This is a genomic window from Devosia sp. YIM 151766, assembly GCF_030285925.1.
Classification (GTDB): Bacteria; Pseudomonadota; Alphaproteobacteria; order Rhizobiales; family Devosiaceae; genus Devosia.
Map to the genome: position 1 here is coordinate 568162 of NZ_CP127251.1, position 18980 is coordinate 587141.

Annotated in this window: 21 protein-coding genes; 15 read left to right on the forward strand and 6 right to left on the reverse strand. The window is 62.0% G+C overall.

Annotated elements, in window-relative coordinates; translation table 11 throughout:
- Positions 1-35: 35 nt before the first annotated feature.
- Both O9Z70_RS02715 and O9Z70_RS02720 read right to left on the reverse strand, forming a co-directional pair.
- A complete protein-coding gene (locus O9Z70_RS02715; protein ID WP_286020964.1) occupies positions 36-1406 on the reverse strand; it encodes a glutamate--cysteine ligase in 1371 nt (456 codons plus the stop codon).
- Between the two features lie 72 nt (positions 1407-1478).
- Positions 1479-2228, reverse strand: a complete 750-nt coding sequence (locus tag O9Z70_RS02720; protein WP_286020965.1) for a 16S rRNA (uracil(1498)-N(3))-methyltransferase — start codon at positions 2226-2228, stop codon at positions 1479-1481.
- A gap of 143 nt (positions 2229-2371) precedes the next feature.
- On the opposite strand from O9Z70_RS02720, the gene ubiA reads away from it, so the two are divergent.
- From ubiA to O9Z70_RS02740, 4 genes are read left to right on the forward strand one after another with little or no spacing between them, the layout of a single operon-like run.
- Positions 2372-3298 (forward strand): 4-hydroxybenzoate octaprenyltransferase, encoded by a 927-nt coding sequence (gene ubiA, locus O9Z70_RS02725; protein WP_286020966.1) that lies wholly within the window; start codon positions 2372-2374, stop codon positions 3296-3298.
- Positions 3299-3338: 40 nt separating this feature from the next.
- On the forward strand, positions 3339-4952 hold the full coding sequence (gene xseA / locus O9Z70_RS02730; RefSeq protein ID WP_286020967.1) for an exodeoxyribonuclease VII large subunit: 1614 nt from the start codon (positions 3339-3341) through the stop codon (positions 4950-4952).
- A gap of 49 nt (positions 4953-5001) precedes the next feature.
- Positions 5002-5223: a DUF2093 domain-containing protein gene (locus tag O9Z70_RS02735; RefSeq protein WP_286020968.1), complete on the forward strand. Its 222-nt coding sequence runs from the start codon at positions 5002-5004 to the stop codon at positions 5221-5223.
- A gap of 2 nt (positions 5224-5225) precedes the next feature.
- The gene (locus tag O9Z70_RS02740) at positions 5226-6371 is read left to right on the forward strand and encodes a glycosyltransferase family protein (RefSeq protein ID WP_286020969.1); all 1146 of its coding nucleotides are present in this window, start codon (positions 5226-5228) and stop codon (positions 6369-6371) included.
- Here O9Z70_RS02740 and O9Z70_RS02745 read toward each other — a convergent pair whose 3' ends face one another.
- Together O9Z70_RS02745 and O9Z70_RS02750 are read right to left on the reverse strand one after the other, a co-directional pair.
- Positions 6372-6611, reverse strand: a complete 240-nt coding sequence (locus O9Z70_RS02745) for a DUF4170 domain-containing protein (protein WP_286020970.1) — start codon at positions 6609-6611, stop codon at positions 6372-6374.
- 14 nt (positions 6612-6625) lie between these two features.
- Positions 6626-7471 (reverse strand): 3'(2'),5'-bisphosphate nucleotidase CysQ, encoded by an 846-nt coding sequence (locus O9Z70_RS02750; protein ID WP_286020971.1) that lies wholly within the window; start codon positions 7469-7471, stop codon positions 6626-6628.
- 263 nt (positions 7472-7734) lie between these two features.
- Between O9Z70_RS02750 and O9Z70_RS02755 the strand changes: the two genes are divergently transcribed.
- Positions 7735-8250 carry a DUF6101 family protein gene (locus tag O9Z70_RS02755; RefSeq protein WP_286020972.1) on the forward strand — a complete coding sequence of 172 codons (516 nt, stop codon included), beginning with the start codon at positions 7735-7737 and terminating at the stop codon, positions 8248-8250.
- A gap of 78 nt (positions 8251-8328) precedes the next feature.
- Here the strand turns inward: O9Z70_RS02755 and O9Z70_RS02760 are convergent, their stop codons facing one another.
- Together O9Z70_RS02760 and O9Z70_RS02765 are read right to left on the reverse strand one after the other, a co-directional pair.
- Positions 8329-8574 (reverse strand): PilZ domain-containing protein, encoded by a 246-nt coding sequence (locus O9Z70_RS02760; RefSeq protein WP_286020973.1) that lies wholly within the window; start codon positions 8572-8574, stop codon positions 8329-8331.
- A 19-nt stretch (positions 8575-8593) separates the two neighbouring features.
- Positions 8594-9124 (reverse strand): invasion associated locus B family protein, encoded by a 531-nt coding sequence (locus O9Z70_RS02765; RefSeq protein ID WP_286020974.1) that lies wholly within the window; start codon positions 9122-9124, stop codon positions 8594-8596.
- 360 nt (positions 9125-9484) lie between these two features.
- Between O9Z70_RS02765 and coxB the strand changes: the two genes are divergently transcribed.
- From coxB to O9Z70_RS02815, 10 genes are all read left to right on the forward strand, one after another.
- Entirely contained in the window at positions 9485-10366 is an 882-nt protein-coding gene (gene coxB / locus O9Z70_RS02770; RefSeq protein WP_286020975.1) for a cytochrome c oxidase subunit II, read from the forward strand.
- 24 nt (positions 10367-10390) lie between these two features.
- Positions 10391-12085: a cytochrome c oxidase subunit I gene (ctaD, locus tag O9Z70_RS02775; protein WP_286020976.1), complete on the forward strand. Its 1695-nt coding sequence runs from the start codon at positions 10391-10393 to the stop codon at positions 12083-12085.
- 102 nt (positions 12086-12187) lie between these two features.
- Positions 12188-13081 (forward strand): heme o synthase, encoded by an 894-nt coding sequence (locus tag O9Z70_RS02780; RefSeq protein ID WP_286021940.1) that lies wholly within the window; start codon positions 12188-12190, stop codon positions 13079-13081.
- 1 nt (position 13082) lies between these two features.
- Entirely contained in the window at positions 13083-13268 is a 186-nt protein-coding gene (locus tag O9Z70_RS02785; RefSeq protein WP_286020977.1) for a cytochrome c oxidase system small membrane protein, read from the forward strand.
- Positions 13268-13831, forward strand: coding sequence for a cytochrome c oxidase assembly protein (locus tag O9Z70_RS02790; RefSeq protein WP_286020978.1), 564 nt, complete (start codon positions 13268-13270; stop codon positions 13829-13831). Before O9Z70_RS02785 ends, O9Z70_RS02790 begins: the two co-directional genes overlap by 1 nt.
- Positions 13832-13833: 2 nt before the next feature.
- On the forward strand, positions 13834-14670 hold the full coding sequence (locus O9Z70_RS02795) for a cytochrome c oxidase subunit 3 (protein WP_286020979.1): 837 nt from the start codon (positions 13834-13836) through the stop codon (positions 14668-14670).
- 62 nt (positions 14671-14732) lie between these two features.
- A complete protein-coding gene (locus O9Z70_RS02800) occupies positions 14733-15527 on the forward strand; it encodes an SURF1 family protein (RefSeq protein ID WP_286020980.1) in 795 nt (264 codons plus the stop codon).
- A gap of 72 nt (positions 15528-15599) precedes the next feature.
- Positions 15600-16991 (forward strand): threonine synthase, encoded by a 1392-nt coding sequence (gene thrC, locus O9Z70_RS02805; RefSeq protein ID WP_286020981.1) that lies wholly within the window; start codon positions 15600-15602, stop codon positions 16989-16991.
- 51 nt (positions 16992-17042) lie between these two features.
- On the forward strand, positions 17043-18305 hold the full coding sequence (locus O9Z70_RS02810; protein WP_286020982.1) for a M16 family metallopeptidase: 1263 nt from the start codon (positions 17043-17045) through the stop codon (positions 18303-18305).
- Positions 18306-18369: 64 nt separating this feature from the next.
- A complete protein-coding gene (locus O9Z70_RS02815) occupies positions 18370-18936 on the forward strand; it encodes a GNAT family N-acetyltransferase (protein WP_286020983.1) in 567 nt (188 codons plus the stop codon).
- Positions 18937-18980: the final 44 nt, after the last annotated feature.

Here is an 18980-nt window from a genome sequence, read left to right on the forward strand (position 1 = left end):
TGCACGAGAGCGCGCCACGAGGCAAGCGGGAAAACCTAAAGCTCCGCCTCGCTGAAGATCGGCAGGATATCGCCATTCCATTCGCCACGGAATTTATCCAGCCAACGCTCGGCGGGAGACTTGCCGGTGCGGATGGTTTCTTCCAGCGGAGACAGATAGACCGTTTCGTCACGGCCCCTGGCGTCGCGACGGTTGCGGCGGACGAGCCCGGCTTCGGCAATGCCGACCGTCTGCGCGGCGACATCGAAAATGCTGGAGCGGTCAAATGGCGTCGCAAGGCCCAGGCGCGGCACTTCGCGGCGGAGATAATCGCGATCTTCCTCGGTCCAGTTCTTCACCAGTTCCCAGGCGGCCTCCAATGAAATCTCATCATAGAGCAGGCCGGTCCAGAACGCCGACAGCGCCACGACATGGGCCTCGTCGCCCATATCGGCGCCGCGCATTTCAAGGAATTGCTTGAGCCGCACTTCCGGGAAGATGGTGGAGAGATGGTCTTCCCAATCCTTGATCGTCGGCTTCTCGCCGGGCAATTGCGGCAATTGCCCGGCGAGGAAATCACGGAAGCTCTCGCCGGCGACATTGATATATTGCTTGTCGCGAATGATGAAATACATCGGCACGTCCAGCGCATAGTCGGCGTAGCGCTCGAAGCCGAAACCATCCTCGAAGACGAAGGGCAGCATGCCGGTGCGCCCATTGTCGGTATTGAGCCAGATATGGCTGCGGAAACTGAGATAGCCGGTGTCGCGGCCATCGGCGAAGGGCGAATTGGCAAAGAGCGCCGTGACCACGGGCTGCAGGGCCAGCGACACCCGCAGCTTCTTGACCATGTCGGCCTCGCTGGCAAAGTCGAGATTGGTCTGCACCGTGGCCGAACGATACATCATCGAGGTGCCGAGACTGCCGACCTTGCCCATATAATCGGTCATGATCGCATAACGCGACTTGGGCATGGTTTCGATTTCATCCACCGACCAGATCGGGGTGACGCCGAGCCCGAGGAAATGGATATCGAGCGGCGCCGCCACCTTCTTGGACACGCGCATATGTTCGGCCAGTTCGGCGGCGGTGCCGTGAATGTCGGACATTGGCGAGCCGGAAAGCTCGAATTGCCCCCCCGGCTCCAGCGAAATGCCCCCGGCGATTTCGTCATTGCGCAGGCCGATCGGGTTCTCGCCGTCATAGAAGGGGTGCCAGCCGGTTTCCTTCTCGATGCCGTCCAGCAATGCCCGGATGCCGTTCTCGCCCTCATAGGCGACGGGGCGCAACGGATTGGTGTGAAAGACGTGCTTTTCGTGCTCGGTGCCGATGCGCCACTGGTCAGCGGGCTTGGAGCCGCGTTCCATGGCCTCGATCAGGTCTGCCCGCGATGCGATGAGGGGCGATGATGTGTCGGCGCCGGCCATGTAGTCCTCTTGGTTGAGGCGAATAAGGTGCGGCGCGAAAATAGCGAGCGCAAGGCGGAAAGCAATCGCCTTTTATCGCCAATCGCCGATGGTGGCCTGAATAATTGCCATGGCGGCCACCGCTGCGGTGTCGGCACGCAGGATTCGCGGGCCGAGACTGATAGGAACGACGAAGGGCAAAGCGCGCAGTTTCGTACGCTCCGCCTCCGAAAATCCGCCTTCCGGTCCGATGAGCAGGCCGATCCGCTGACCTTTGAGCTCCTGCAACACCGAGAGCGGCGAGCCGGAGCTTTCGTTTTCGTCGGCAAAGATCAGCTTGCGCGTCCCATGAGACTCGGTCCAGCCATCGAGCAGCCGGTCGAGGCTGGTTTCCGGCGCGATTGTCGGCACCGTCAGCACTTCGCATTGCTCGGCGGCTTCGACGGCATTGGCGGCGAGCCGCTCCGGCTTGAGACGGTGCACCTGCGTGAACTGCGTGCTGACCGGCTGGATCGTGCCCGCCCCCATCTCCACCGCTTTCTGGATCACATAGTCCAGCCGCTCGTTCTTGAGCGGAGCAAAGCCGTACCAGAGATCGGATGGCGTGGTCTGGGCCGCGATCCTCTCGACAATGTCCAGCGTCACCGATTTTTTCGAATCGCCGGTAAGACTGCATAGCCAGGCGCCGTCGCGGCCATTGAACAAGACCACTTCGTCGCCGACGCTCTTGCGCAGCACGGCGGCAAGGTAAAGCGATTGGTCCTTGTTGAGCGTCAGGGCCGTTCCCATTGCGAGGTCCGGTTCGACATAGAGGCGCTGGAGACTGGCGTGACTGCGGGGCATGGCGTTCCGGCCGCTGGTTCGATTAGCTCGCGGCAAGGTCTACTCTAATTGAGCGAAACGCAGTAGACCTCCAGTGATCCTGTGGAAGACTTCATCCCGCGCTCGCCGGGCTGCGGTCGCCTGTCCAGACGCGAGGCCATGTCATGAGCCAATCCAACGGCATTGTTTCCGACGCACAGCGCGCGAACTGGCTGGACCGCTACGCTCCGGAAGCCATCAAGCCCTATGGCCGCCTGGCGCGGTGGGACCGGCCCATCGGCTTCTGGCTGCTATACTGGCCCTGCGCCTGGGGCATCGGTCTGGCGGCTTTGGCGCAACCTGAAAGCGGCTTTCACTGGTGGGCCGCGATCCTCATGTTTTTCGGCGCGGTGCTGATGCGCGGTGCCGGTTGTACATTCAATGACATCGTTGACCGCGACATTGACATGCAGGTGGCCCGCACACGCTCCAGACCCATTCCCTCGGGCCAGGTGACGGCGCGTGAGGCGCTGTATTTCCTTCTTGCCCAGGCCCTGTTGGCGTCGGCGATCCTGTTCCAGTTCAATCGCTTCACCGTCTGGGCCGGCGTCGCCTCCCTGGTGCTCGTGGCCATCTATCCGTTCATGAAGCGGGTCACCTGGTGGCCACAATTCTTTCTCGGCCTGGCCTTTTCCTACGGGGCGCTTGTCGGCTGGACCAGCCAGACCGGGGGCCTGGCCTGGGCGCCGGTCATGCTTTATGCCGGCACTATCCTCTGGGTCATCGGATACGACACCATTTATGCCTTGCAAGACGTGGAGGACGATGCGCTGGTGGGCGTCAAGTCTACGGCGCGCCTTTTCGGCAAGAATGTCCGGCCCGCTGTAGCTGTGCTCTATGCCGGTGCGTTCCTGCTTTGGAACATAGCCGCTATCAGTGCTGGAAGCGGTTGGCTGTTTTCGGCACTTTCCTTGATTGCCGCGGGTTTGCTGGCTTGGCAGCTCTGGACGCTCGATCCCGACATGGCGGATAATGCGCTGATCCGTTTCAAGAACAATCACTATGTCGGCATCGTGCTGACCCTGGCATTTTTGGCCGATTGGGTCTGGTAGGCGCTTGACCCGAAGCCCTCCTTTGAAGCAGCAGAAGCGAATGTCCCAGCCATTGACCAACGCCACTGAATTCACCGTTTCCGAAATCGCCCAGGCTGTGAAGCGGACGGTGGAGGACGAGTTCGGGCATGTGCGGGTGCGCGGGGAGATTTCCGGCTTTCGTGGGCAGCACTCGTCCGGTCACGCCTATTTTACCCTAAAGGACCAAGCCGCGAGCATCGATGCCGTGGTCTGGAAAGGCAATTATGCCCGCCTGTCCTTCAAGCCGGAAGAAGGGCTCGAAGTGATCGCCACCGGGCGGCTGACCACCTTTCCGCGCTCCTCCAAATATCAGATCGTCATCGACAATATCGAGCCGGCCGGCGCCGGCGCGCTGATGGCGCTGTTGGAAGAGCGGCGAAAGAAGCTGCTGGAGGAAGGACTTTTCGCCCGCGAGCGCAAAAAGGCGCTGCCTTATCTGCCGCGGGTGATCGGCGTCATCACCTCGCCGACCGGCGCTGTGATCCGCGACATTCTGCATCGCCTGGAAGACCGCTTCCCCAGCCATGTGCTGGTATGGCCGGTGCGGGTGCAGGGCGAGACCTGCGCTCCCGACGTGGTCAATGCCATCGAGGGCTTCAACGCCTTCGCGGCAGGGGGAGCGATCCCGCGCCCCGATCTGCTGATCGTGGCGCGAGGCGGCGGCTCTATCGAAGACCTGTGGGGGTTCAACGAGGAAGCCGTGGTCCGTGCCGTGGCCGCTTCGGATATTCCGGTTATTTCGGCGGTTGGCCACGAGACCGATACGACGCTCGTGGATTACGCTGCCGATATGCGCGCGCCGACGCCGACGGCGGCCGCCGAGGCGGCCGTGCCTGTGCGATCGGAGCTCATCGCTTATGTCGAGGACCAGGGATTGCGTCAGCGCCAGGCGGCAAGGCGCAGTCTGGCGAGTTTGCGCGATCGGCTGCGCGCGGCCAGCGCCGGCCTGCCGCGCCCGTCCGACCTGGCGGCGACGCAGCGCCAAAGTCTGGACCTGGCCGCGAGCATGCTGACCGGTGCGCTGCGCCATTTCGTGCAGGGCCGCCGTGTGGACTATTCCGGCCTGGCCGCTGCCTTGCAGCCACGGCTGGTGCGCCAGCGTTACGCTGAACTCAAGGAGCGGCTGGACAATCTGGGGCGGAACGGGGCGAGCGGCCTGGTCAAAAATGTGGATCGGGCCCGGCTCAAGTTCGATCCCTGCTCCAGGCAATTACCCATCGCCGCCGCGACCTCAATCGAGCGCAAGCACACGGCATTGGGCAGGCTGGCGCCGCGGCTGCGCCCGCAGCCGTTGCACGCCGAACTCCGTCACGCCCGCAATCAACTGGCCCCGATCGCCAGCCGGCTCGCCGGGGCAGGTGTCCAGATGACCACTAGCCGTCGCCAGCAATTGGAGCAATTGGGCAAGCTTCTGGACACCTTGAGTTACCGGAATGTGTTGGCGCGGGGCTATGCTATCGTGCAGGACAATCAGGGGCAGGTGGTGACGCGGGCCGCGTCGCTGGCACCGGGCGACGCCCTGCACATCGTCCTGGCGGAAGGCGAAGTCGACGCGGCGGTGGGCGGCGCGCCTCTCCGCCGCAAGGCTGCGAGGCCGCCATCGGATGGCGGATCGCAGGAAAGCCTCTTTTGACAGGCTTTCCTCTTCGCTATATCCGGTCGGATGCGGAAGGAGCTGCGGCATGAACATCTTCGACAAGGGATTTGTACCCGCCGAAGCTACATTGCGTTATCTCGACGGCGATTATGTCGTGCTCAAGCCCGGCAGCTTCGTGCGCTGCGCCATCACCGGCAAGCCCGTCCCGCTCGATGAATTGTTCTACTGGAGCGTTGACCGGCAGGAACCCTATGCCGACGCCGTCGCCGCCCATACCGCTTTCGAGCGTTTCGGCCGGGGTAATTGATCATGAGCGAGGCGGCGACGCATCAGCGCTTCCTCATCATCTCCAATGGTCATGGCGAAGATTGGATCGCCGCCGCCCTCGCGACCCGCCTGACGCCCCTCTATTCCGTGGACGCCTATCCGGTGGTCGGCAGCGGCAATGCCTATGGTGGCATCTGTCCCGTGGTCGGCCCCCGGGCGAGCCTCGATTCCGGCGGGGCGCGGACAGCGAAGGGGTCTCTCCGCCGCGACCTCGCCAAGGGCGGGCTGGCCATGGTGCCGCCGGCCCTGAAATTCATGCGCTCCGTTCGTGATCGCTATGACCGCATCGTCGTGGTCGGGGATGTGATGGTGCCGCTTCTCGCCTGGCTTACCGGGCATAAGGGCCTGTTCTATATCGATTGTTACAAGACCGGCGCCGGACGGCTCTATTCTGCCGCCGAGCGCTTCGTGCTCGGCAAGACCTGCGCCAAGGTATTTTGCCGGGCGGATAATCTGGCGGAAATGTTGCGTCAGTCCGGTATCGATGCCTCGGCGCCGGGTAATCTGATGATGGATACGATCCCGCACGGCGATTATGACGCGGCCAGCCGCCGGACGGAACGGCAGGCGATAACGCTGTTGCCGGGCAGCCGCGGCGAAACGGTCGGCAATTTTGCCCGCCAGATCGCGGCGCTTCGGCAATTGCCTGTCGAGACCAGGCCCGATATTTTCCTGGCGGTGGCCGGTGACGTGCGCACCGAGGACCTGGCCGAGGCCGCCGGCTTGAAGCGCGGCAACATCCTCAGCACCGAGGGCGACGACCTTGGAAGCCTGGGCGACGGCACGCTCGTCGTGCACCTGCTGCGCGGCCGGGCCATGGGCAATGCGCTGGATGTGTCGGATATCGTCCTCTCCCAGGCGGGTACGGCAAGCGTGCAGGCGCTGGGGCTCGGCAAGCCGGTTATCCACATGACCAGCCCTAAGGATCGGCAATCGCGCTTCCTCGATGAACAGAAATTGTTCGGCGAGGCCCGCATCGCCGTGCCCGGCCAGCCCGAGGCCCTGGCCAAAATTTTGTCGCGCCTGCTGGCCTCGCCCGAGGAGCGCGAGCGCCTCGGCGCCATTGGCCGTCAGCGTATCGGCGGTGCCGGCGCGCTCGATCAGGTTCTGGCGGCGCTCACCGCCTGATCAGTCGGCCACTGCCTCGGGATCGAGCAGACGGTGCAGGTGGACGATGAAATAGCGGGTTTGCGCGCTGTCGACGGTCATCTGCGCCTTCTGCTTCCAGGCATTGTAAGCCGCGGCGTAATTGGGATAGACGCCGACGATATCGACCTTGTCGAGATCGGCAAAGGTGACGCCATCCAGGCTCGACAATTCGCCGCCAATCACCAGATGCAAAAGTTGCTTTTCGGTCGCTTCAGCCATTGGTCATTTCCCATTCACGGATCAGGCATTTCGTTCGTCGTCGTGGCGCCGGTTTCCGGCGGGCAGCCGTAAACCTTGAGCAGAGCCGCGTGGACGAGTGGTTTTAGGCTCATGTCGCTCAAGGCGGCAAGCGCCCCATGTCGCACGTCCCGTCTGTTGAATTGCGGAAAACCCACACAGACATCGGCAAAATCCAGCCCGGATTCGGCGAGGATGGTTGCGGCGCCGGCAATGTCCCAGTCTTGTGAACCCCGGCGCGCCACTGCCGCGTCGAGCTTGCCCGTGGCCACCTGCACCAGCCGATAGGCCAATGAAGGATAGGCGGGACCGCGCGTATAATGAAGTCCCGCCGCCTGCATTTCCTGATGCACGGCGCCCGGCGCCGGAATGAGCGGCGGTGCGCCGGCGCGCCTGGTCCGCACCAGAGGCTGGCCGTTGAGGCGCGCGCCGCCGCCTCGATAGGCATCATACATTTCGTCCCGGGCCGGAGCATAGACCACTCCGGCCACCGGTACGCCGTTTTCGACCACTGCCAGCGAGATGGTCCAATAGTCCTCGCCGCGCAGAAAGGCCCGGGTGCCGTCTATGGGGTCCACCACGAAAACCCGCTCGCAATCGAGCCGGCTCGGATTGTCCACCGTTTCCTCGCTGAGCCAGCCATAGCTGGGCCGGGCCTGCAACAGGCTGGCGGCGAGGAAGCGGTCCACGACAATGTCGGCTTCGCTGACCGGAGAGGAATTCTCCTTGGTCCAGGACTTCACATCCTTGCGGAAATAGCTCGAGGCGATGATGCCCGCTGCCACCGCGGTGGAGCGAAGCAATTCCAGGTCATCGGAAAAAGGTGGGGCGAATGCCGGCATGGTGGGGCTTTTAGGCTTGGCGCGGCATTTGGACAAGTGCCACGCCGCCTCGGGCCATCCCTGCCGGCAATTGTGAAGGTAAACAGGCTGCCAAGCGATGGGGTTAACCGGTTCTGACTAGGTGCAATACCCTGCTAACCCTCTCCAAAAACAACATAAACTTAACCGAACCGATTAAGGGGGCAGGTAAGGGGACGCGTTAGATTGGCCTCACAAACGAAGAGCGAAAAAGCTGCTCTCGAAGTTACAGGAAGGCATCTAAAATGGTTCATGGCGTTGCGATGGAAGGCTCATCGGTGGTTCTGGCCTTCGGCCGCCCCGCTCTTGCCGAGCGGCGGTTTGTGGCTGCCAACGACAATGGCCCCAAGGATCCGGTGAAGACCGTCACCGTCCGCAAGCAGCTCGAACAGAGCGGCGTGGCGGTCAAGATCAAGATCCCGGTCACCGAATTCATCGGCGTCGCCGTCGCCACCAGCATTTCGGAAGACGGTTTGCTCACCAGCGCCATCGAACTGGTCCATTCCGATGCCGAATTGAACTACAAAGTGTTCGAGGAAGAAGGCAACCACAACGTCGTGGCCGAATGGCAGAACTGGGGCAAGAAGCTCCGGCTGCCGCTGTTCATCAAGGCTGGCGACGGGTCCTATCTGCCCTATGGACAGCAGGTCGATGGCGTCATGCTGGGCAGTCCGACCCCACGCCGCAAACTCGCCGCCGAGGCCGCGCGCCGTCCGCGTTTTCTCAATCGCCGCAAGCCGGGCCAGGCTGAAACCAATTAATCCATTGCCTCAAAAGCAAGCCAAAAGGGTCAGCCGGTGGTGCGGCTGGCCCTTTCGGCTTTGGACACCGGAAATATCCTACAGAAATTTCACGCCGATTTCGCCGTCATGGTGCCAGGTCATTTCGCACTCAAACCGGCGCCCGTCATCGAGGGCGAGCTGGAAGCGCTGCGGGATGCCGACCAGGCTGGCCACCAGCAGCTTGGCGCCGCCATCGGATATGTTGCGGATGGTGCAGTCGAAGGTCGAGAAGCCGTCGTTGAAAACGATCTTGCCGCCCTTGAGGGTGCGCTGCCGTCGTGAGCCTCTATTGTCTTCGGTCATCTGGTCCTGCCGGATCGGGTCAGGGAAGGGCGGCGAAACCTTCGGCGAAGCCGTCAAGCGAAACGGGGATGCCGATGCCTTCCTCAGGCGTTTTGAAAACAATGAAATAGGCGATCTCGCCATCGGACAACGTCTCGACGAGCGCATCGTCCATGACCACTTCCGCCACGCAGCCATTGGGCAGGCAGCGCACGAAGGGTACCCAACCGAGATTGGTTTCGTCCACGGTTAGGCTGAGGCCGGGGATCAGGCTGCCATCCGGCCCATCGCGCACCAGGAGCACGCCCAGCGGCGCCAGGATACGCAGCAGCCGCGCCTGGCGGTCCGCGGTGCGCAGCATGATGACCGACAGGCCCACATTGGGCTGGTCCTCGGCCATTACGTTCTGAATGATGGCGCATTGCTCGGAGCTGGCGCCCGGAGGGGTGTCGCAGCTCATCTGCCAGTCGCCATATTCGCCCCGGATCGTGCCTTGCGCCGCTGCGGGAACTGCCGCGAGGCCCAAAACAATCGCGCCAAGTGCGCCAAGCCGCTTTGCCCAGACTGTCACTCTATCACTTCTCCCGCCGAATCGGCCGCGTCCTGATGGGTTGAATAGTTTCCGCAGAGGCCTGAAACTGTCAACCAAACCCCCGAAATCCGGCCTGTTCTCGGGGGAAAGTGCGGCGCTGGTGAGGCGAGGCGGCAAATGGGCGGCTGCAATTTGCCGCAGCGAATGTGTCCAAGGCCGCAATAGACTCGGACAATGCAATGTGATTTAGGTCGGGATGAGTATTGCGCTCCGAAGTTGAGTCGGGGCGGCGTTAGCTATGCCGCAGAAAATCCCCTCATTCTCCCTCGGTGCGAGCCGCCAGAACATGTCGATAGGGGGTATATGGTGACCGGGCAGTTCTTTAGGAAATTGGGGGCCGTGTCGGCGGTCGCGCTGGCGCTGATGCCATCCGTGGCGGCGGCCCAGGCCGTCGGCAAAGGCCATCCAGAGCCGGGCCAGTTCCATCTACAGGAATCGGTGACGCCGATCATGGATTCGGTCGTGGCGTTCCACGATGGCATCCTGATGTGGTCGATCTCCTTCATCGTGGTCCTGGTGCTGGTGCTGCTGGTCATCGTCATGGTGCGCTTCAACGCCAAGGCCAATCCGGTGCCGGCGCGCTTCACCCACAATACGCTGGTCGAAGTGATCTGGACCGTGGTGCCCATCCTGATCCTGGTCGTGATCGCCATTCCCTCCTTCGGCGTATTGTCCGACCAGCTGACCCTGCCGGATGGCGAGCGCAAATATCTGGGCACCAACGTCTTTTCGATGGGCGAGGTTGAAGTCCCGGCCGCCAGCCTCACCGTCAAGGCTTCGGGCGAGCAATGGTACTGGAATTATGAATATGTCGATGAAGGCGTGGCCTTCGACTCCAACATTTTGTCGGACGACGAGATTGCCGAGCTCAAGCCCGGTCAACCGCGTCTGCTGGCGGTGAACAATGAACTGGTCGTTCCGGTTCATACCACCGTCCGCATGCTGATTACCGCCAGCCCCTCAGGTGTGATCCACGCTTTCGCCGTTCCTTCCTTCGGCATCAAGATCGACGCGGTTCCCGGCCGTCTCAACGAGACCTGGTTCAATGCCCGCGAGACCGGCATCTATTATGGTCAGTGCTCCGAGCTTTGCGGCAAGGACCACGCCTATATGCCGATCGCGGTGCGCGTTGTCAGCGCGGAAGAATATGAAGCCTTCATCACGGCCTTCACTGAAAGCCGCGACTATGCGACTGCAGCCGCCGTGCTGCCGGCGTTGTAAGATCTAGGGTCAGAGGAACAGAAAATGGCAAATACCGCGCACCTCGAAGCCCAGGCGACCGGGCACGACCACGCCAGCCACGACCATCGCAACCCCTCGGGCTGGCGCCGCTGGGTCTATTCGACCAACCACAAGGACATCGGTATCATGTACCTGGTGTTCTCCATCGTCGCCGGCGTGATCGGCGGCCTGCTTTCGGGCGCGATGCGCCTGGAACTGCAGGAGCCGGGCATCCAGATATTCCACGGCCTTGCCGCCATGGCCTATGGCGTTGACGGCGATGCCGCGCTCGATGCCGGCAAGCATATGTTCAACGTGTTCGTCTCGGCCCACGCGCTGATCATGGTGTTCTTCACCGTGATGCCGGCGACCATGGGTGGTTTCGCCAATTACTTCGCTCCGTTGATGGTCGGTGCGCCCGATACCGCTTTCCCGCGGATCAATAACATCGCCTTCTGGCTGCTGCCGCCGGCTTTGCTGCTGCTCGTGCTGTCCATGTTCTTCGAGGGACCGGCCGGCGCTCTCGGTTTTGGCGGCGGCTGGACGGCCTATCCGCCGCTGGCAACGTCCGGCCATCCCGGTCCGGCAACCGACTTCGTGATCTTCTCGATCCATATTGCCGGCATCAGCTCTATCCTGGGCGCCATCAACCTGATCACCACCATTCTCAATATGCGTGCTCCCGGCATGACGCTGCACAAGATGCCGCTTTTTGCCTGGTCCGTTCTGGTGACCGCGTTCCTGTTGCTCATGGCCCTGCCGGTGCTGGCCGGCGCCATCACGATGATGCTGACCGACCGCAATTTCGGCACGACCTTCTTCTCGCCGGAGGGCGGCGGTGACCCGGTTCTGTACCAACACCTGTTCTGGTTCTTCGGGCATCCCGAAGTGTACATCATGATCCTTCCGGGCTTTGGCATGGTCTCCCATATCGTGGCTACCTTCAGCCGCAAGCCGGTCTTCGGCTATATGGCCATGGCCTATGCCATGGTGGCGATCGGCTTTGTCGGTTTCGTCGTGTGGGCCCACCACATGTACACGACCGGCCTCAGCCTCGATGTCCAGCGCTACTTCGTGGCCGCCACCATGGTTATCGCGGTGCCGACAGGGGTGAAAATCTTCTCCTGGATCGCCACGATGTGGGGTGGGTCCATCACCTTCCGCAGTCCCATGCTCTGGGCCATCGGCTTCATCTTCCTGTTCACCGTTGGCGGTGTGACCGGCGTGGTGCTTGCCAATGCGGGCGCAGACCGTCTGCTGCACGACACCTATTACGTGGTGGCGCATTTCCACTACGTGCTGTCGCTGGGCGCCGTGTTCTCGATGTTTGCGGGCTGGTATTACTGGTTCCCGAAAATGTTCGGCTACATGTATTCCGAGTTCCTGGCCAAGCTGCATTTCTGGATCATGTTCATCGGTGTGAACCTGATCTTCTTCCCGCAGCACTTCCTGGGACTGGCCGGCATGCCGCGTCGTTACATCGACTACCCGGATGCCTTCGCCCTGTGGAACCGTGTCTCCTCCATCGGCTACTACATCACCTTCGTTGCGATGATCGTGTTCTTCTACGCAACCTGGGAAGCCATCCGGAAGAAGCGCGTGGCCGGTGACAATCCGTGGGGTGATGGTGCGACCACGCTGGAGTGGACCCTTTCCTCTCCGCCGCCGTTCCACCAGTTCACCACCCTGCCCAAGATCGAGTCGAGGGACGCGCACTAGACGCGGGCAGAAAAAAGTTCAGCGTATCGCGCCACAGGTGCGATACGCCTTTTGAAGGAAAGACCAGTGACCTATTTCGACGACAAGGCAGACATTGCCGCAATGAACGGGGGCGCGCGGGTCGAGGATTACCTCGCATCGCTCAAGCCGCGCGTCATGTCGTTGGTCGTGTTCACGGCCCTGGTCGGCATGCTCGTCGCTCCGGCCAGCATCAATCCGGTGATCGGTTTCATCGCCATTGCCTGCATCGCCATTGGCGCGGGCGCCTCGGGCGCGCTCAATATGTGGTACGATGCCGATATCGACGCGGTCATGAGCCGCACGCAGAACCGGCCCATTCCCGCCGGCCGGATGAGCCCGGGGGAGGCACTGGCCTTCGGCCTCGTCCTCTCGGCCTTCTCGATAATTTTGCTGGGCTTGGCGACGAACTGGGTTGCTGGCGGCTTTCTCGCCTTCACCATCTTTTTCTATGCCGTCGTCTATACGATCTGGCTCAAGCGCTCGACGCCGCAGAACATCGTCATCGGCGGTGCGGCCGGGGCCTTTCCGCCCATGGTGGGTTGGGCCGCCGTGACCGGCACGCTCTCCTGGGAGAGCTTTGCGCTCTTCCTCATCATCTTTCTCTGGACCCCGCCGCATTTCTGGGCGCTGGCGCTCTACAAGCAGGGCGATTACGGCGCGGCTGGCGTGCCCATGATGCCCAATGTGGCTGGTGAAAAGTCCACCAAGTGGCAGATTTTCGTCTATTCGCTACTGCTGGCGGCCGCGAGCCTGCTGCCGCTCTGGCTCGGTTTTTCCGGCTGGATCTACGGCGCGGTCGCGCTGGTCACTGGCCTGAGCTTCGTCTGGCTCTCGGTGCGCCTGCTGCGTGCGCCGGAAGGGGCGGGGATGCGGCGCACCGCCCGTTCGCTCTTCACCTATTCGCTGAGCTATCTTTTCGTGCTGTTTCTGGCGCTGCTCACCGACACAATCGCCCTACGGCTAGGAGTGATCTAAAATGACTGGCGAACATGGCGCGCGGCTTGCGCCCAACGAGATGACACCGGAGCAGGAGGCGAGCTTCCGCAAGCAACGCCGCCGCCGCGCGCTGGCGCTGGCGGGTGCTTTGATCCTGTTCGCAATCACCTTCTATGTGCTGACCCTCATCAAGATGGGACCGGCCCTGTTCGATCGGACGCTTTAATGGCTGATGTTTCCGCTCCCCTCCATGGCAATGGCGGAAGCCGCAACAATCGTGTTGGGCTGACGCTTGCTGCAATTGTTATTGGCATGGTGGGGCTCGCGTTCGCCTCGGTGCCGCTCTACCGGCTTTTCTGCCAGGTGACCGGCTTCGGCGGCACCCCGCAGATCGCCGCCGAGAATCCCAAGGGCATCATCGACCGTGAGATGAAGGTGCGCTTCGACGTCAATGTGGAAAAGGCGCTGCCCTGGACCGTCAAGGCGGCTGCACCGGTTACCGATAAGATCGGCAAGGTGGATACGGTCAATTACATTGCCACCAATCATTCCGACAAGCCCGTCACCGGCCAGGCGATCTTCAACGTGGTGCCGGAAAGGGCCGGCGCCTATTTCAACAAGATCGAGTGCTTCTGTTTCACCGAACAGACGCTCCAGCCGGGCGAGACGGTGGAAATGCCCATCGTCTTCTTTGTCGATCCCGAACTCGATGATAATTTCGAACTCAACACCATCAAAGAGCTGACGCTCTCTTATACCTTCTACGCTTCAGACAGTGAGGGAAGCTGAACATGGCCGCCATCCAAAAGAACCATGATTATCACATGGTCGAACCCAGTCCCTGGCCGTTCGTCATGTCTGTTTCCTTGTTCCTGCTGGCGTTTGGCGGCATTGCCTGGATGCAGAACTGGACGCCCTGGCTGTTCTTCATCGGTCTGGCGGCCTTGTTCTACGGGTTTTATGCCTGGTGGTCCGATGTGGTGAAGGAAGCCAATAACGGCGTCGATCACACCCCGGTGGTGCAGCTCCATCACCGTTACGGCATGATGCTGTTCATCGGCTCCGAGATCATGTTCTTCGTCGCATGGTTCTGGGCGTATTTTGACGTCTTTTTCCGCTGGGACGATGTCGAGCAATATACCCGCTTCGCCGTGACCGGCGGGCAGTGGCCGCTCAATGGCGTCGAGATGTTCGATCCCTTCCATCTGCCGCTGTTCAATACGCTGATCCTGCTGACCTCGGGCACGACGGTTACCTGGGCGCACCACGCCTTGCTGGAAGGCGACCGCAAGGGCCTGCGCTGGGGGCTCGTGCTCACCGTCGCTCTGGGCGCATTGTTCACCTGCGTGCAGTTCCTGGAATATTCGCATGCCGGCTTCTCGTTTACCGGCAATCTTTATGGTTCGGCCTTCGTCATGGCGACCGGCTTCCACGGTTTCCACGTTCTGATCGGAACGGTCTTCCTGCTGGTTTGCCTGCTCCGCGCGGAAGCAGGTCACTTCACCAGGGAACGCCATCTGGGCTTCGAACTCGCCGCCTGGTATTGGCATTTCGTGGACGTGGTCTGGCTGTTCCTGTTCGCCTCGATCTATGTCTGGGGCAGCTGGGGCGTGACGTTGAGCCACTGATTGGCAAATCAAGTGGACAAGGGGCGCGGCATGGCTGCGCCCTTTTGCTTTGGAGAGCAAAGTTGAGCCAGCCCGACCCCATGCCCGAGAACGCAACAAGACGGCGCTTGCGCTGGAGTGACTGGCTTTTCAGTGCGTTGATGCTCGCATTGGCCGGAACCTGTGTGTTCCTGGGCAATTGGCAGATGGAGCGTCTGGGGGAGAAGGAAGCCTTGATCGCCGCCGTGGATGCCCGGCTGGACGCTGAGCCTATTCCTGCTCCACCGAGCCAAGACTGGGCCGCCCTCGATCTCCAGGCATGGAATTTTCAGCCGGTAACGCTGACCGGCAGCTTTCGCTATACCCAGACGGTAACGGTTTTCACGTCGCTGTCGGAGGCGCGCGGCCGTTTTTCCGGGCCCGGCTATTGGGTGGTGACCCCGTTCGAGCTTGCCGCAGGCGGCACCGTCTTCGTCAATCGCGGCTTCGTGCCGGAGCAATATCAGGAAGCGGCGGCCCTGGGTGATCTGCATGGCGACGATGCCGATACGGTGAGCGTCGTCGGGCTTTTCCGCCCCGGAGAAGCCGCCGGTTTCATGGTGCCCGACCCCGATATGTCCAACCGCATCGAATGGGTACGCGACCCGCAGCGCCTGGCGGCCATGGTCGATCCCGCCCTGGCTCCCATCGCACCCTTTTATGTCGATCTCCTCGCCGGCGCCGAGGGCGACCTGCCGCAGAGCGGCGAAACCGTGATGCAGTTCCCCAATAACCATTTCGGCTACGCATTGACCTGGTACGGGTTTGCCATCGTCGCGGTGATCATGCTGGGTTTCTGGTTGTGGCGTCAGCGGCGACCGGACCCGCCCGCCGCCTAGATGGCCTCAAACCTTGCGGCTGCCCTCGGCTTTGACTAGGTTGCAACAATTCTAGAAGGGCCCATTCCCTCGATGCTTTTTGTTTCCACGCGCGGCCAGGCGCCAGCGCTCGGCTTCTCTGATGCAGTTCTGGCAGGCCTGGCCACTGACGGCGGCCTCTACGTTCCCGCCCATTGGCCGCAGGTCAGCGCCGAAGAAATCGCCTCCTTTGCCGGCAAGCCCTATGCTGATGTCGCCTATGCGATCATCTCGCGTTTTGTCGAAGACGACATTCCGCCAGCCAGGCTCAAATCCATCATCGACGCCGCCTATCTCACCTTCCGTCATCCCTCGGTGGCGCCATTGGTGGAACTGGAGCCCGGCCATTTCCTGCTGGAACTGTTCCACGGCCCGACCCTGGCCTTCAAGGACGTGGCCATGCAGTTCCTGAGCCGGATCATGGATCATGTCCTGGCCGAGCGCGGATTGCGGGCCACCATTGTCGGCGCAACATCCGGAGACACGGGCTCGGCGGCCATTGAAGCGTTTCGCGGCCGCGATACCACCGATATTTTCATCCTCCATCCCAAGGGCCGTACCTCCGAGGTCCAGCGTCGGCAGATGACCACGGTGCTGGATGAGAACGTCCACAATATCGCGCTGGAAGGCACGTTCGACGATTGCCAGGACGCTGTGAAGGCCATGTTCAACAATCATGCCTTCCGGGATCGCGTGCGTCTGTCCGGCGTCAATTCCATCAATTGGGGCCGCATCGTCGCGCAGATCGTCTATTATTTCACGGCGGCCGTTTCCTTGGGCGCGCCACACCGGGCGGTGAGTTTCACCGTTCCCACCGGCAATTTCGGCGATATTTTTGCCGGCTATTGCGCCAAGCAGATGGGTCTGCCGATCGAAAAGCTGGTGATCGCCACCAATGCCAACGACATCCTGCGGCGTACGCTCGATACCGGTCGCTACGAAATGGCCGGCGTCGCGCCGACGATCAGCCCATCCATGGACATTCAGATTTCGTCCAATTTCGAACGATTGCTGTTTGAAAGCGCCGGACGCGATGCGGAGAAGGTGGGCCTCATGATGGCGGCTCTGAAGCAGTCGCGCGGCTTCGACTTGCCGGAAAAGTCCCTCGCCGCCATCCGCCGCGACTTCGCCGCCGGCACGACGGACGAAGCGACTACGCGCCAGGTGATCGCCGAAACGCAAAAAACCAGCGGCTACCTGCTCGATCCTCATACCGCCGTCGGCGTTGGCGTTGCGCGCCGCCTGCCGCATGACGGGACGCCGATGATTACCTTGGCAACGGCGCATCCGGCAAAGTTCCCCGCCGCCGTGGCGGAGGCCTCGGGGATCGAACCCGCTCTGCCGGCATGGCTGGGCGACCTTTATGAGCGGCCCGAACGGGTCACGGTGCTGGACAATGACCAGCGCCAGATTGAAGATTTCATCGCGGCCCGCAGCCGCGCCTGAACGATATGCAGAGCCGCGGTCGTTGAGGCCGCCCGGTTCAGGAGGACCAGTGTGAGCCTACAATCGACGATTCTGGAAAATGGCATGGTAGTGCTCACCGATGACATGCCGCATCTGGAAAGCGCCTCCTTGGGCGTGTGGGTGAAAGCTGGCGCCCGCTCCGAGCGCAAGGCCGAACACGGCATATCGCATCTGCTCGAACACATGGCCTTCAAGGGCACAGGCAGCCGCACCGCATTGCAGATCGCCGAGGCTATCGAGAATGTCGGCGGCGATCTCAACGCGGCGACATCCATCGAGCATACCGGCTATTTCGCCCGCGTGCTCAAGGACGATGTGGTTCTGGCGGCCGATATCCTTGCCGATATCCTGCAAAACTCTACCTTCGACGAGGGGGAACTGGCGCGGGAACAACAGGTGATCGTGCAGGAGATTGGCGCGGCGCGCGACAATCCGGACGATCATGTCTTCGACCTGTTCCAACAGGCGGCCTATCCGACCCAGCCCATCGGCCGCACTATTCTGGGGACCGTCGATTCGGTGCGCGGCTTCAACCCCGACATGGTGCGCAAATATATGCGCCGCAATTATGTGGGCGACCATATGGTCATCGCCGCGGCCGGCAATGTCGATCATGACGGCCTTGTCGATGTCGCCCGGCAGCGCTTCGCCGATCTCGCGCCCAATGGCGCACCGGCTCCCCAGCGCGCGGAATATCAGGGCGGGCAAGAGCGGCTGATATCGGACCACGAGCAAGCCCATATCGTGCTGGGTTTCGAGGGGCGCGCTTATAATTCGGACGGCTTCTATGCCGCGCAGGTGCTCGCCTCGGTGCTGGGCGGCGGCATGAGCTCGCGCCTGTTCCAGGAAATCCGCGAGAAGCGCGGCCTCTGCTATTCGGTTTATTCCTTTCACTGGGCCTTCGCCGATAGCGGTGTTTTCGGCGTCGCCGCCGCGACTGGCGAGGACGAGGTGAACGAACTGGTGCCCGTGGTGCTGGACGAGTTGCGCCGGGCGACCGAAACCATCACCGACGAGGAAGTGGTGCGTGTGCGCAATCAGATTCGCGCCGGACTGCTAATGTCCCTGGAGAGCCCCTCGGCCCGTGCCGGCCAATTGGCGCGCCAGCAGATTCTCTGGGGCCGGCCGATCCCGATGCAGGAAACGGTGGAGCGCATCAATCGCATCACCGCCCAGCGCGTACGTGAAGTGGCTGAGCAGATATTCACCGCCGGCTCGCCGACCTTGGCGGGAATCGGCCCCATTGACGGCCTTGCCGATGTCGAAAGCATCGGCGAGACCCTGCAGCGCTGAGGCGGCCATGTTCTGGCCCTGGTCCTCGCCAGCGCCGTTGATTGCCCTTCAGGGGCAAAGAATCATGCTGCGCCTGCCGCAGCGCCGGGACTATGACGATTGGTACCGATTGCGCCGGACCAGCCAGGATTTCCTCCGCCCCTTCGAGCCGCGCTGGAGCGAGCTCGACCTCGCCCGCCGCGTCTATTCAATGCGGGTACGCCATGCCCGGCAGGAAGCGGAGGCGGGGACGGACTATACCTTTTTCATCTTCCTTCCTGACAGGCGCAAGGAAGTGCTGGTCGGCGGCATAACGCTCTCCAATATCCGTCGCCGCGCCGCTCAATTTGTCAATCTGGGCTATTGGATGGGCCAGGAATATGCCGGCCAAGGGCTGATGAGCGAAGCGGTGAGCGTCACCTTGCCATTCATCTTCCAGACCCTGGACCTGCACCGCGTCCATGCCGCATTCCTGCCCCACAACCTGGCGTCGCGCCGGGTTCTGGAAAAAAACGGCTTTGTCGAGGAGGGTTATGCCAAGCATTACCTCCAGATCAACGGCCGCTGGGAAGACCATGTGCTGATGGGTTTGACCCGGGAACACTGGGAAACCTGGCGCCTGGGCATGCGTTTCCAGCATTGGGTCGCCTGACCCGGCAATCTGTGTGTTGCGCTATGGCAACATGGACCGGCGCT

What these genes read in the sequence shown, in the direction of transcription:
- O9Z70_RS02715 (WP_286020964.1), bottom strand. Translation starts at nt 1,406, where the DNA reads ATGGCCGGCGCCGACACATCATCGCCCCTCATCGCATCGCGGGCAGAC.
- O9Z70_RS02720 (WP_286020965.1), bottom strand. Translation starts at nt 2,228, where the DNA reads ATGCCCCGCAGTCACGCCAGTCTCCAGCGCCTCTATGTCGAACCGGAC.
- ubiA (WP_286020966.1), top strand. Translation starts at nt 2,372, where the DNA reads ATGAGCCAATCCAACGGCATTGTTTCCGACGCACAGCGCGCGAACTGG.
- xseA (WP_286020967.1), top strand. Translation starts at nt 3,339, where the DNA reads ATGTCCCAGCCATTGACCAACGCCACTGAATTCACCGTTTCCGAAATC.
- O9Z70_RS02735 (WP_286020968.1), top strand. Translation starts at nt 5,002, where the DNA reads ATGAACATCTTCGACAAGGGATTTGTACCCGCCGAAGCTACATTGCGT.
- O9Z70_RS02740 (WP_286020969.1), top strand. Translation starts at nt 5,226, where the DNA reads ATGAGCGAGGCGGCGACGCATCAGCGCTTCCTCATCATCTCCAATGGT.
- O9Z70_RS02745 (WP_286020970.1), bottom strand. Translation starts at nt 6,611, where the DNA reads ATGGCTGAAGCGACCGAAAAGCAACTTTTGCATCTGGTGATTGGCGGC.
- O9Z70_RS02750 (WP_286020971.1), bottom strand. Translation starts at nt 7,471, where the DNA reads ATGCCGGCATTCGCCCCACCTTTTTCCGATGACCTGGAATTGCTTCGC.
- O9Z70_RS02755 (WP_286020972.1), top strand. Translation starts at nt 7,735, where the DNA reads ATGGTTCATGGCGTTGCGATGGAAGGCTCATCGGTGGTTCTGGCCTTC.
- O9Z70_RS02760 (WP_286020973.1), bottom strand. Translation starts at nt 8,574, where the DNA reads ATGACCGAAGACAATAGAGGCTCACGACGGCAGCGCACCCTCAAGGGC.
- ctaD (WP_286020976.1), top strand. Translation starts at nt 10,391, where the DNA reads ATGGCAAATACCGCGCACCTCGAAGCCCAGGCGACCGGGCACGACCAC.
- O9Z70_RS02780 (WP_286021940.1), top strand. Translation starts at nt 12,188, where the DNA reads ATGAACGGGGGCGCGCGGGTCGAGGATTACCTCGCATCGCTCAAGCCG.
- O9Z70_RS02785 (WP_286020977.1), top strand. Translation starts at nt 13,083, where the DNA reads ATGACTGGCGAACATGGCGCGCGGCTTGCGCCCAACGAGATGACACCG.
- O9Z70_RS02790 (WP_286020978.1), top strand. Translation starts at nt 13,268, where the DNA reads ATGGCTGATGTTTCCGCTCCCCTCCATGGCAATGGCGGAAGCCGCAAC.
- O9Z70_RS02795 (WP_286020979.1), top strand. Translation starts at nt 13,834, where the DNA reads ATGGCCGCCATCCAAAAGAACCATGATTATCACATGGTCGAACCCAGT.
- thrC (WP_286020981.1), top strand. Translation starts at nt 15,600, where the DNA reads ATGCTTTTTGTTTCCACGCGCGGCCAGGCGCCAGCGCTCGGCTTCTCT.
- O9Z70_RS02815 (WP_286020983.1), top strand. Translation starts at nt 18,370, where the DNA reads ATGCTGCGCCTGCCGCAGCGCCGGGACTATGACGATTGGTACCGATTG.